Source organism: Alcaligenes faecalis (assembly GCF_009497775.1).
Classification (GTDB): domain Bacteria; phylum Pseudomonadota; class Gammaproteobacteria; order Burkholderiales; family Burkholderiaceae_B; genus Alcaligenes; species Alcaligenes faecalis_D.
In genome coordinates this window covers 3418567-3431233 of the sequence record NZ_CP031012.1, presented here as the reverse complement: position 1 = coordinate 3431233, position 12667 = coordinate 3418567, and the positions used below count along the sequence as shown (strand labels likewise).

General features: G+C 56.8%; 11 protein-coding genes. 9 read left to right on the top strand and 2 right to left on the bottom strand.

The window, feature by feature from the left end; translation table 11 throughout:
• Nucleotides 1-134: 134 nt before the first annotated feature.
• Together DUD43_RS15825 and DUD43_RS15820 are read left to right on the top strand one after the other, a co-directional pair.
• Nucleotides 135-2606 (top strand): GNAT family N-acetyltransferase, encoded by a 2472-nt coding sequence (locus DUD43_RS15825; protein ID WP_153231031.1) that lies wholly within the window; start codon nucleotides 135-137, stop codon nucleotides 2604-2606.
• A 186-nt stretch (nucleotides 2607-2792) separates the two neighbouring features.
• Nucleotides 2793-4871, top strand: a complete 2079-nt coding sequence (locus DUD43_RS15820; protein WP_228125821.1) for a CocE/NonD family hydrolase — start codon at nucleotides 2793-2795, stop codon at nucleotides 4869-4871.
• 59 nt (nucleotides 4872-4930) lie between these two features.
• On the opposite strand, the gene DUD43_RS15815 is transcribed toward DUD43_RS15820, so the two are convergent.
• Both DUD43_RS15815 and yjgA read right to left on the bottom strand, forming a co-directional pair.
• Nucleotides 4931-5599 (bottom strand): alpha/beta hydrolase, encoded by a 669-nt coding sequence (locus tag DUD43_RS15815; protein ID WP_153231030.1) that lies wholly within the window; start codon nucleotides 5597-5599, stop codon nucleotides 4931-4933.
• Nucleotides 5596-6150 (bottom strand): ribosome biogenesis factor YjgA, encoded by a 555-nt coding sequence (yjgA, locus tag DUD43_RS15810; protein WP_009460660.1) that lies wholly within the window; start codon nucleotides 6148-6150, stop codon nucleotides 5596-5598. Before yjgA ends, DUD43_RS15815 begins: the two co-directional genes overlap by 4 nt.
• A gap of 67 nt (nucleotides 6151-6217) precedes the next feature.
• On the opposite strand from yjgA, the gene pmbA reads away from it, so the two are divergent.
• From pmbA to erpA, 7 genes are all read left to right on the top strand, one after another.
• Nucleotides 6218-7585, top strand: a complete 1368-nt coding sequence (gene pmbA / locus DUD43_RS15805) for a metalloprotease PmbA (protein ID WP_153231029.1) — start codon at nucleotides 6218-6220, stop codon at nucleotides 7583-7585.
• 283 nt (nucleotides 7586-7868) lie between these two features.
• Nucleotides 7869-8972 carry a TRAP transporter substrate-binding protein gene (locus DUD43_RS15800; protein WP_153231028.1) on the top strand — a complete coding sequence of 368 codons (1104 nt, stop codon included), beginning with the start codon at nucleotides 7869-7871 and terminating at the stop codon, nucleotides 8970-8972.
• Between the two features lie 330 nt (nucleotides 8973-9302).
• Nucleotides 9303-9731, top strand: coding sequence for a 50S ribosomal protein L13 (gene rplM / locus DUD43_RS15795; protein WP_003801836.1), 429 nt, complete (start codon nucleotides 9303-9305; stop codon nucleotides 9729-9731).
• Between the two features lie 9 nt (nucleotides 9732-9740).
• Nucleotides 9741-10133, top strand: coding sequence for a 30S ribosomal protein S9 (gene rpsI, locus DUD43_RS15790; protein ID WP_153231027.1), 393 nt, complete (start codon nucleotides 9741-9743; stop codon nucleotides 10131-10133).
• 159 nt (nucleotides 10134-10292) lie between these two features.
• Nucleotides 10293-11357 carry an N-acetyl-gamma-glutamyl-phosphate reductase gene (gene argC / locus DUD43_RS15785; protein WP_153231026.1) on the top strand — a complete coding sequence of 355 codons (1065 nt, stop codon included), beginning with the start codon at nucleotides 10293-10295 and terminating at the stop codon, nucleotides 11355-11357.
• A gap of 35 nt (nucleotides 11358-11392) precedes the next feature.
• Complete coding sequence (locus DUD43_RS15780; RefSeq protein WP_153231025.1) at nucleotides 11393-12130, top strand: DUF6776 family protein; 738 nt, start codon at nucleotides 11393-11395, stop codon at nucleotides 12128-12130.
• A gap of 80 nt (nucleotides 12131-12210) precedes the next feature.
• Nucleotides 12211-12579 carry an iron-sulfur cluster insertion protein ErpA gene (erpA, locus tag DUD43_RS15775; protein WP_003801826.1) on the top strand — a complete coding sequence of 123 codons (369 nt, stop codon included), beginning with the start codon at nucleotides 12211-12213 and terminating at the stop codon, nucleotides 12577-12579.
• The last annotated feature ends 88 nt before the right edge of the window (nucleotides 12580-12667 follow it).

Sequence of the window (12667 nt, the reverse complement as noted above, 5' to 3'; positions counted from 1 at the left end):
CGCCACAGGGTAAAAACCGGCTGCATGATGCAAGACAGATATAGCCAGCCAAGTCTCTTTTATTTGTAGACGGCTGTGCTTAAGATGAGGGAATTCATTATTTTGGTGTGTGGTCTTCTTATGGCGGAACAATCATGGCAGCCCTAAGGCATCGTCTGACAGCATTGTTTGAGCCCCGTTCGGTGTTGGTCGTATCCACATTACCCTTGCCGCTTATCAAGGATATGCCCGCACGGCTGGCTGGCCGTATCACCCAGGCGCGCATTACGGCCACGCAAGTGCTGGTGCCGGATCGTCTGGAAGGGCTGACGGATACACAGCGCCTGGATCTGGCGCTGGTTTGTATTGAGCCGGTGCGTTTGCCGCAGGCCCTGGATGCCATCCGGGTACACAAGCCGCGTGTGGTTCTGCTCCTGCCCTCGAACCTGGCCTCCCGTGATCCCATGGAAGACATGGTGTATGCGCGCTCCTGGGCCCGCATCAATAATTGTCTGGTGCTGGGGCCGCGTGCCTTCGGGATACAACGGCCCCATCTGGGCATCAATTTAAGTCATGAGCCGCAAATGGCACTGGCAGGCCGTGTGGCTCTGGTGTCCCAGTCGCGCTCCATTACCTCGGCCTTGATGGACTGGGCTGAAGACGTCAGCCTGGGTTTCTCCGCGATTGTGTCGGTAGGGGACGAAGCTGTTATCGATGTGCCCGAGGTGCTGGAATATCTGGCCATGGATCCGCGCACGGACAGTATTGCGCTGTATCTGGAGCACACGCCTGCGTCGCGCCGTTTTACCAGTGCCTTGCATGCAGTGGCGGCCGTTAAACCCGTGGTGGTCTTGAAGGTAGGTGGGCAGCGTCAGCAGGGCGAGGCTCACGAGGCGGTCTTTAATGCCCTGATGCGGCGCGTGGGGGCGGTGCGCATTCGTTATTTTGTGCAACTGTTCTCGGCCCTGAAGGTGCTGGTCTATACCCGTCGTCCCAAAGGGCGGCGCATTGCCTTGTTCTCTAATGGGAATGGGGCAGCGCAGATGGCTCTGGATGTATTGGGTTCGGATGCCGCGGTGACTTGCCCGGAGCTGTCGCCCTCGACCCAGCGAGCGCTGGATAATCTGCTGGCTCCTGGCGACCAGGTTCAGAACCCGGTGGTGACTTATGTGCCACTGACGCCCATGCGTATCGACTCGGTTATTTCCACTTTGCTGGATGATAAGGATATCGATGGGGTACTGGTCTTGCTGACCCCGGACCCCCTGGCCGATATGCCGGCGGTATCACGAGAGTTGGCCATGCTATCGGCCAGTGCCCGCAAACCCATCATTACCTGCTTGATTGGCGATGCGGATATGCGGCCCCTGCGTCATTTGCTGGATGGGGTAGGGACACCGGCTTTCCGTACCCCGGATACGGCGGCCAACGCTTTTGATCTGCTGGCCCGCTATCACTACAACCAGCATTTGTCGCAGCAAACCTTGCCGCCGTTGCCGCTGGGCACCTTGCCAGAGGTAGAGCCTGCCCGCGAACTGGTACGCCAGATTCAAAGCGAGCGCCGCGAGGCCAGCGAGCAGGAGTGTCGTGATCTGCTGCGCTACTTTCACGTGCCTGTGGTTGATTTGCGCGTGACGCACGATCAAGGCCAACCGGACCCTGATGTTCCGCTGATGGGCCTGCGTTTTGAGACCGACGACAAGTTGGGCCCCTATGCCGTGTTTGGTGGGGCCGATCATGCGGATTGGCTTTCTTCCTCCTATCCGGCGGTAGAGCTGCCACCCTTGAACCGCTATCTGGCGCGCCAGTTGGTGGAACGTAGTCCCTTGTGGCGCAAGAGCTTGTCCTCGCAATTGACACCTTTGGTGTTGACGCAGCTGTTGCAAGTGCTGGAGCGTTTGTCGGATTTGATGAGCGAGTTGCCCGGCGTGCGCCGTGTGGTGCTGGACCCCATCATGGCGGGCGAGAACAGCCTGTACATCAAGAGTATTTCCATTTCCTTGAGCAAGCAGTCCATGCTGGTGTTGCCTGAAACGGCAGGCTACCGTCACATGGCGATTCACCCTTACCCGCGTCATCTGATCGAGCGGCGTCAGTTCAAGGATGATCAACGCTGGACCTTGCGACCCATCCGCCCCGAGGATGCAGAAGCACTGCAAGCCTTTATGCGTGGCCTGTCCGATGAAAGCCGCTACATGCGCTTCGTGTCCATGCTGCGCGAACTGACTCCACGCATGCTGTCCCGCTACACCCGCATCGACTACGACCGGGAACTGGCGCTGATCGCTACTGTGCGTTCACCCAATCCAGATAACCGTAACCATCCGCGTGACGAGATTATTGGCTTTGCTCACTATCTTCGTAATGGCGATGGCCGGGGGGCGGAATACGCCCTGGTGATTGGGGATGCCTGGCAGCGGCGTGGTCTGGGGGTGATCCTGATGGAGGCGCTGATTCAGGCCGCCGCCGAGCAGGGGCTGACCTACATCGACGGTTATGTGCTGGCCTCCAATGCGCCTATGCAAGCCTTGATGAAACGTCTGGGTTTCCAGAACGATGCGGACCCGGAGGATCCCAGTATGCGTCGCGTCTGGCTGGATCTGGGTGAGACCCGTCGCTCGGATTAGGCACAGGCAGGCTCATCTGCTTGTCAGGTAAATACCCGTTTAATTGTTCCCTAATGTCCCGATTCACTTAACGGTGGCGGGACTATGATGCGCTCGTGATGGCAGGCAGTACAGCGCTGGAGCGCTGGCTGCCGCCGCATCAATGGATGGTGCCCACCACCGACGGCGCCACATACCGGGGACACAATGATGCGATTGAATCTGGCTGCTCTGCAGCGCTGGGTGCTGGGCTTGTTCTTGATAGGCGGCCTGCTGGCTTGCTCCGGGCAGACAGCGATGTCACCCGAAAAAAACCATTACGAATTCTCCATGGAGAACGACAGCCTGGAAATGCGCGATGGTGTGCGCTTGGCGGTGACGTACTATCGGCCATCGGCCAAAACACCGGGTGAAACCTTCCCGGTCATTCTGGAAATGCTGCCTTATCGCAAGGATGATTTCTTCGCGCTGGGTGACTACGATTACGGCTCTTATTTTGCCAAGCGGGGCTATGTGCTGGCGCGGGTTGATGTGCGTGGTACAGGTGGCAGCTCTGGCCCTGTCCCCGTCAGCGAGTATTCCGCTGCCGAGATTGCAGATGCCGAGGAGCTGATCGATCAGTTGTCCCGCAAGAGCTGGTCCAATGGCAAGGTCGGCATGTACGGCCTGTCCTGGAGCGCCTTCAACTCCTTGATGACGGCACACAGAAAACCGCCAGCACTCAAGGCCATTATTGCGGCACACGGTTCTACCGATCTGTTCTACAACGACGTTCACTATATTGATGGTGCCTTGCATATCGACTCCTATGCGCACCAGATTGATACCGATAACGCCATGCCGCAAAGCCCGGATTATCAGATTGACGAGGAGTATTTCAAGAACCGTTTTGACCGCGAGCCCTGGATTTTTACCTGGCTGCGTCAACAACAGGACGGCGACTTCTGGCGTGCCGAGTCCCTGGCCTTCAAAAAGCAGCCTTTGGAAGTCCCGGCCTATTTGATTGGTGGCTTGCTGGATGGCTATCGTGATTTTGCGCTGGATGTCAGTCGGACCTCGAAAGCACCTGTGATTGTGGAAATGGGACCCTGGAATCACGCCTGGCCGGAATATGGCGTGCCCGGCCCGAATTATGAGTGGCGCGAGAAGGCGGTGCGTTGGTGGGACTACTGGCTTAAAGACATAGATACCGGGATTCTGGATGAACCGCGTCGGATGGCTTTCATGCGTACCGGCCATGCTCCCGCTACCGATCGGACCAGCGTGCCTGGTTATTGGCGCTGTGATCCGCAATGGCCAGTGGAAGGCGCGCGGACTCAACGTCTGCATCCTCAGGCCGGACACCAGTTGGCTGCTATTTCTCCTGCCTCCGGCTTGGCTCAGACCTTGCGCTACAAGGCTGGAGCGGGTTTGGCTGGTGGCGGCTGGTGGGGTGAGCAAACGGGCGATATGGCTGCCGATGATGCACATAGCCTGGTTTATGATTCCGCGCCCTTGAGCGAGGCCATGGAAATCATGGGTATGCCTAAGGTGCGTCTGAAGGTAGCGGCCGATGCGCCTTTCTATCAATGGACAGTGCGACTGGAAGATGTGGCCCCGAATGGGCAGGTTTCTTTGGTCAGCGGGGCAATCATCAACCCTTCCCAGCGTATCTCGCGTCTGGAGCCACAGCCCTTGGTGCCGGGTAAGGCCACCAATTTGGAAACCTCCATTCACTTCACTACGTGGCGTTTCAAGCCGGGCCATCGCATCCGCTTGGCGGTGAGCAATGCGCAGTTCCCCATGGTCTGGCCCAGCCCGACGCCGGGTGTCACCAGTCTGTTTCCGGGTGCGGATACCTGGGTGGACCTGCCCGTGGTGCCTGTGCGGGAGCAGGGTACGCAGGCTTGCGTCATGTCGCCACCCCAGGCCAGTGAAGCAGCTCCTTTCGGCCGCACTATTGACGGGGATGGCCCCGTGTTCAGCAGCGTTCGTAATGAAGCCACCGGCGATTCGACGTTCACCACCAGCAATGAGCTTAGCTGGGTGCTGCATGACAATTTGTACCGCTCCGAGGAGATGTATCGCTGGGAGGTCAATGATGCTACGCCCGCCAAGGCGCGCTATCAGGGTGATCGGCGCAATGTCTTTACGATCAAGGGACGGGAGATCGATATGTCAGCCCAGGCTCGGATCGAGTCCGACGAATCGTATTTCTACCTGACTTTCACGCGGGTGCTGAAAGAGGATGGGGTGCAGGTTCGGGAAAAGACCTGGCAAGAGCGTATTGCTCGGGTCTATCAATAAAAAGCTGAATAAAAAAACGCCGCTGTGATTGCAGCGGCGTTTTTTGTCTTGTGAGCTGATTAGCGCAGTACCTGTTTCAGGAAGTGGCCAATCGCGCTGATTTCTTCCGGGCAAACAGCGTGGGGCATGGGGTAGACATTCCATTGCACCTGATAGCCCAGGGCTTCCAACTGCTGGCGGCTGGCTTCGGCACGGGTCAGCGGCACAACCGGGTCCATGCTGCCATGCGCCATGAAAATAGGCGTGTTCTGATTGGCCTGATGGCGCTCGTTTTCCACCGCAGCGGCCAAGGGCAGGTAACCGGACAGGCAGAGCATGCCGGCCAGACGCTCGGGCAAGCGCAAGCCGGTTTGCAGCGTCATGGCACAGCCTTGCGAGAAACCGGCCAGCACAATGTTTTCTGTTGGAATGCCACGGGCGTTTTCGCGGGCAATCAGATTCTGCACTTCGATTTGCGATTGACGCAGGCCGCTTTCGTCCTCGTGACGCACCAGGTCCGCCACATAAATGTCGTACCAGGAACGCATGGCCATGCCGCCATTGATGGTGACGGGCTGGATGGGGGCGTGCGGGAAAATGAAACGGATGGCGGGTGCGTTTTGCAGGCCCAGCTCGGGCACGATAGGGGCAAAATCGTGGCCGTCAGCGCCTAAACCATGCAGCCAGATAACGGCGTGCTGGGGATTGGCACCGGTTTCAATCTCAATCGACTCAAGCAGAGGGTTCATGCGGACTCCGAAAGATCTACCAAGGTCTTGATGTACTGGTACAGGGCGCGGTAGTGCTTGCGCTGTGGGTCCTGGCCTTGTACCAGTGTGGAATTTTTCTCCGCTTCTTTGCGTGCGGCACGAATCAGGGTGCGCAATTGCTGGATATCGGCGCCGGAAAATTCATTCATGAATTCGGTCAGAGCGTCGTCATCACGCAACAACAGGTCGCGCAAGGCTTCCAGTCTGTGCATGGCACGGGTGTCTTCCTTGGAGCCGTTTTCCCAGACGTCCAGTTGCTTGAGGATCGGTTCGGGTTCCACATTGCGCATCAGCTTGCCCACATAGTGGATCTGACGGCGGCGACCTTCGCGGGCCGTCGGGCTGATGCGCTTGGCATCCTTGATGGCGGCCATCAAGGGCTCGCCCAGATCAAGTTGTTTGAGTCGGTCGTCCGAGAGCTCGATCAGGCGTTTGCCTAGGTCGAGCAGAGCGTGCATTTCGCGTTTTACCTGCGATTTGCTGGGGCGGTCGTAACCGTTTTCATCGATTTCAGTGCGTGGACGGGCCATAAGAAGTGAAATAGCAAAGATTGTCGCCAATTGGCTATGATAACCGCCTAACCCTCAAAGAGTAGCAATGAGTCATCCAACTATTTCCCAATTGTCGATCAGCGCCAATCAGTTCCAGTTTTGCGAATTGGTGGATGAAGCGCTGCGGCATGCCAAAAAACTGGGCGCCAGTGATGCTGCCGTCGATATTTCAGAAAACAAAGGTCTGGCTGTCTCCGTGCGCCAGATGGAACTGGAAACGGTAGAGCAGACGCAAGACCGCTCCTTGGGTGTGACCGTGTTTGCAGGCCAGCGCAGTGGCTCGGCCTCCACGTCGGACTTTTCGGTCAAGGCGCTGCGTGAAACGGTGGAAGCCGCCTGGCATATTGCCCGCTATACCGCTGAAGACCCTTTTGCCGGTCTGCCTGAAAAAGACATGCTGGCCCAAAGCTATCCCGATCTGCATCTGCACCATCCCTGGCTGCTGGATGCTGACCAGGCCGCAAAGCTGGCGATTCGTGCCGAGCAGGCCGCGCTGGAGTTGAGCCCCCTGATCAGCAATTCCGAAGGCGCATCGGTGGATACGCTGGAAGGGCATTTTGTGATGGGTAACAGCCGCGGCTTTCTGGGTGGCTATCCCTATAGCCGTCACTCGCTCAGCGTCAGCCCCATTGCAGGCAAGGGCGACAATATGCATCGCGACTACTGGTACAGCAGCTCGCGTGACCCTTCCCGTCTATCCAGCCCCGAATCGGTGGGGCGTTACGCGGCCGAGCGTACCTTGTCGCGCCTGTCGGCCCGCCGTATTCCTACTGGCCGCTATCCCGTTCTGTTTGAAGCCCCGCTGGCTGTGGGCCTGATCGGTTCGCTGGTGCAGGCCACCAGTGGCTCGGCCCTGTATCGCAAAACCAGCTTCCTGCTGGATTCCCTGGGTAAATCTGTCATGGCCAAGCACATTGATGTGCTGGAGCGTCCGCATCTGGCTGCGGCCATGGGTAGTGCGCCGTTTGACTCGGAAGGGGTGCGTACCTGCGACCGTGACGTGGTGCGTGGCGGGGAGCTGAAAGGCTATTTCCTGTCCTCTTACGCAGGCCGCAAGCTGGGCATGCCTTCCACAGGGAATGCTGGCGGTTCGCACAACTTGCTGCTGAGCTCGCGTCTGACTCGTCCCGAAGACGATTTGGATGCCATGTTGAAGAAAATGGGTCGTGGTCTGCTGGTCACCGAGCTGATCGGCCAGGGTATTAATTACCTGACCGGCGATTACTCGCGTGGTGCCTTCGGTTACTGGGTGGAAAACGGCCGCATTCAGCACGCCGTGGAAGAGGTGACCATTGCGGGCAATCTGGCCGAGATGTTCGCGCAGATTGTGGCGGTGGGTGCCGATACCTTTGCGGCTGGCTCCAAGCGTACGGGTTCCATCCTGATCGAGCAGATGTCGGTGGCTGGTTCCTGATTTCTGCTGTCTGCAAGACTGGCTCCGCCTGCGGTGTCTTGTCCCTGGCAAGCGGGCTGTCAGAAAGCAGATGATGACGGCCTGAGTTCGGAGTTGCTTCCGGCCCAGGCCGTTTTTCATGGGGCGCCGTTCAGGTGTTTCAGATCAAGAACCCGACAATATAGGGCCGGATTTGCGGGATAATCCGGGCTTTCCCAGCCCCCCATTCGGGGCGCGCCAGTGTACTATCCATAGCATAAAAATATTTCCCAATTATCATCGAATACCCACAAGGAGGTTATTCATGCAGCGTCGCTCGTTTCTGAAAAAGGCAGGTCTTGGCGCCGTAGCCAGTACCGCCGCTATTGCTGCTCCTGCTATTGCCCAAAGCAATCCCAAGGTTAATTGGAAGCTGACATCGACATACGGTCCCGCAACCCCGGCTCTGTTCTCGACAGCCCAGTCGTTCTGCAAGATGGTGGAAGAGGCCTCCGACGGCAACTTCAACATCCGTTTGTACCCAGCTGGTGAAATCGTCCCCGGTTTCGGCGTGATGGATGCGGTCAGCAACGGCACGGTGGAATGTGGCCAGACGGCTTCTTATTACTACTACGGTAAAGATCCTTCGTTCAGCTTTGACACGGCCGTGCCATTTGGCCTGAACGCCCGTCAGATGAATGCCTGGATGCAGGAAGGTAACGGCACCAAGCTGCTGCGTGAACTGTTCGCCACCCGTAACATCATCAACTTTGCTTTCGGTAACACCGGCACCCAGATGGGTGGTTGGTACCGCAAGGAAATCAACTCTCTGGAAGACCTGAAAGGTCTGAAGATGCGTACAGCCGGTTTTGCTGGTGAAGTGCTGGCCCGCATGGGCGTGGTGCCTCAGCAAGTGCCACCAGGCGATATTTACCCATCGCTGGAGAAAGGTACGTTGGACGCCGTGGAATTCGTCGGTCCTGTGGACGATGAAAAACTGGGCTTCCAGAAAGTGGCCAAGTACTACTACTACCCCGGTTGGTGGGAAGGTTCGGCCCAGGTGTCGCTGTATGTGAACGACGCTGCTTTCAACGCACTGCCCAAGCAATACCAGTCTTTGATTGAAATTGCTTCGCGTGCCGCAGGCGAGCGCATGATTTCCCAGTACGACGCCCAAAGCCCAGGCGCACTGCGTCGCCTGATCGCCAGCGGTGCTGTCCTGAAATCCTTCCCGCGCGACGTGATGGACGAGTCCTTCAAGACTTCCAACATTCTGTACAAGGAATTCTGCGACAAGGATCCCATGTTCAAGAAGATTCACGACGACTACATGGGCTTTCGCGATGCGATTGTGCCTTGGTTCCGTGTGGCCGAAGGCTCCTACGACAACTACCTGGGCATTGCTCTGGCAAACCAGAAAAAAGGCTGATCCCCGTAGCTTGGGCCGGGCAGAGCAATCTGTTCCGGTTCAACAGGCCAGTCTTGCTAACCCCTGTTTTCCACTTGGAAGGCAGGGGTTTTTCATGCGCTTTCCCTCTATGAAAGAGCGCCTGGATGTGGCAAAAAACCTGTGTTTTTGTACAAAACCCTAGTGTTATCCACTATTTATGTTATTATGGCGAGCTATTTGGCAGAAATGCACGGGCGGAATATAACGCCTTGGCAGGGTCAAATGGAGCTGCCCAGCTTGAAAAAGCGGGTGGATTGTATGGGCCAGGCATGTTGCTTTGACCCAGAATTTTAATATTTAGGAACCATCATGAAGACCTTCGTGGCCAAGCCGCTTGAAGTCAAACGTGACTGGTTTGTGATTGACGCTAAAGGCAAAGTCCTTGGTCGTGTGGCCAGCGAAGTCGCACGCCGTTTGCGTGGTAAGCACAAACCCGAATATACCCCTCACGTTGATACCGGCGATTACATCATTATCATCAACGCTGCTGACATTGCCGTGACCGGTAACAAGGCGCAGGATAAGAAGTACTATCGTCACTCGAACTACCCAGGCGGTATTTACGAAACCAACTTCCAAACCATGCAAGAGCGCTTCCCAGGCCGTGCCATCGAAAAGGCCGTCAAGGGTATGTTGCCAAAAGGCCCTCTGGGCTACGCCATGGCCAAGAAACTGAAGGTTTACGCTGGTGCCGAGCATCCTCACAGTGCTCAACAGCCTAAAACTCTGGACATCTAAGGATAGGTCATGATCGGTAACTGGAATTACGGTACGGGCCGTCGCAAGACCTCCGTCGCTCGTGTCTTCATCAAGAAGGGTACGGGCCAAATCGTAGTCAACGGCAAGCCTGTTGACGAATACTTCGCTCGTGAAACGGGTCGCATGATTGTGCGTCAGCCTCTGGTGCTGACCAACCATGTTGAATCGTTCGACATCAAGATCAACGTGCATGGCGGCGGCGAAAGCGGCCAAGCCGGTGCTGCCCGTCACGGCATCACCCGCGCTCTGATCGACTACGACGCAACACTGAAGACAGAACTGAAACAAGCTGGCTTGGTGACTCGTGACGCTCGCGAGGTTGAGCGTAAGAAAGTCGGTCTGCACAAAGCACGTCGCCGCAAACAGTTCAGCAAGCGTTAATTCGCCTCGCGACCTGTTTATGGTGCTCAAAAACCCCGGACCTGTCCGGGGTTTTTGTTTGCTGGCTACATTTGTCCTGCTTTGCCCGGTCTGGTGCTTGAGAACAGGCAGGACTACGTTAAGATAGAATTTTTGCTTGTCTCTCTTTCAGGAAAGTTCATGGCTACACATAGCGATACCCGGATCAAGGTAGGGATTGTCGGCGGTACAGGTTACACCGGGGTCGAGTTGCTGCGTCTGTTAAGTCAGCACCCCCAGGTAGAACTGGTCGCCATTACCTCGCGTAAAGAGGATGGTGTGCCTGTCTCGGATATGTATCCGAACTTGCGTGGCCATGTGGATCTGAAATTCTCTACCCCTGAAAACGCCAATCTGGAGCAGTGCGACGTGGTGTTCTTTGCCACTCCGCATGGTGTGGCCATGAGTCAGGTCGAACGTCTGCTGGAAGCGGGCGTGCGCGTTATTGACCTGGCCGCAGACTTCCGCCTGCAAGATACGGACGTGTTCCAGAAGTGGTACAAGATGGAGCACACTTGCCCGGACATCCTGAGCCAATCCGCTTATGGCCTGCCAGAGCTGCTGCGCGACAAGATTGCCCAAGCCAAGGTAATTGGTAACCCTGGTTGCTACCCCACCACCGTCCTGCTGGGCCTGGCTCCCTTGCTGGAAGGCGGCAAGGCGCTGGTTGATACCCAGCATCTGATTGCAGACTGCAAATCCGGTGTGTCCGGTGCTGGTAAAGGGGCTTCGGTTCCCAATCTGTTTGCCGAGGCCAGCGACAACTTCAAGGCCTACGGCGTGTCGGGTCACCGTCACCATCCGGAAATTGTGGAGCAGTTGCAGCGCTTGGCCGGTGGCCCGGTCGGTTTGACCTTTGTGCCCCACCTGGTGCCCATGATTCGCGGCATGTTCTCCACGATCTACGCACGCATCAAGCCCGAAGCCATGGATACGGACTTCCAGGCCTTGTACGAGCAGCGTTACGCCCAGGAAACCTTTGTGGACGTGCTGCCTGCCGGTACCTTGCCAGAAACCCGCTCGGTGCGCGCTTCCAATCAGCTGCGTATTTCCGTGCAGCGTCCCGGCAATGGCGATCAGCTGATCATTCTGGTGGTGCAGGACAACCTGGTTAAGGGCGCTTCGGGTCAGGCTGTGCAGAATATGAACATCTTGTTCGGTCTGCCAGAACAAACCGGCTTGAATCACGTTGCAATTTTGCCTTAAAGGGAACTTGGCCTTGGTGAACAGGTCAAATGTTTATGGCTGAATCACCGCAAACCAATTCTTCTACTGTCGCTCCTTCCCGTTCGCGGGGCGGGGCGACTACGATTGGGCTGGCCGTATTGCTGGGAGTGCTGTTGGGTGGCGGGGGCCTGTGGCTTTACCGCAGCCTGACTCAACCCGCCGATCAGTCAGAACAAATACAGCTGGCCATGCAGAATCTGGCGCGTAGTCAGCAATCCTTGCAACAGATCCAAAGCGAGTTTGAAGGGCTGCGTGGGCAACTGGTTCTGGAAGAGAGTACACGCAAGGGCTTGGAAAAGTCCTTGGCGTCTACTCAGACCGAACTGGCGCAGACACGTGAACAGTTGGCCTTTTACGAGCAGTTGCTCCCGCCCGGCCCCAGTGGTTCCGTTACTGTCCGAGCCCTGGACGTTGCAAAAAGGGGCGATTTGCTGGAGTACAAGGTGCTGCTGCAACGTAACGCCCCAGAAGGAAAGGCTTTTTCCGGCCGCCTCCAGTTTCAGCTGACTGGGCGACAAGACGGAAAAAACGTTAAAATCGATCTATCACCCAGTTCCGGGCCGGACTCGGTACTGGCAGAGTCGTCTGTAGAACAGATCGATCCTTTGGTTTTAAACTTCAACCAGTTTCAGCGCGCCATGGGTTGGCTGGCTTTGCCGCCAGGTTTTGAACCCACCGCCTTGACGCTGAACGTCCTGGAAGGAAGCGTTATCCGCGCCTCTCGCCAGGAAAAAATCGCCCAGCCAGACTAATCACCTTACCCGCGGGTGGTCATGTGCAAGGCGATCACATGATAATTATTCATGCCGGCGGGGGCCGGCAGGAGAACCACATGAGCACTCTTACCGAATCCGTTGATCTGCAAGCCCCTCCTTCCCCACTGATCTTTACTGATTCAGCGGTTGAGAAGGTCCGTGAGCTCCTGATTGAAGAAGGCAGCCCCGAACTGAAGCTGCGTGTCTTCGTGCAAGGTGGCGGCTGTTCCGGCTTCCAGTACGGCTTCACTTTTGACGAACTGGTTAACGACGACGACACCATCATTGATAAAGACGGCGTGCAACTGCTGGTTGATGCCATGAGCTTCCAATACCTGGTGGGCGCAGAGATTGATTACAAAGACGATCTGGACGGTGCTCAGTTCGTTATCCGTAATCCGAATGCGACGACTACCTGCGGTTGCGGCTCTTCCTTCACGATGTAAGAAGGTGGCGTCAGCGCTGATAGTTCAGCGCTGATGGCTTTGGCAGGTTTGTACAAAAACACCCCAGACTCTGAATCCAGAGGCTGGG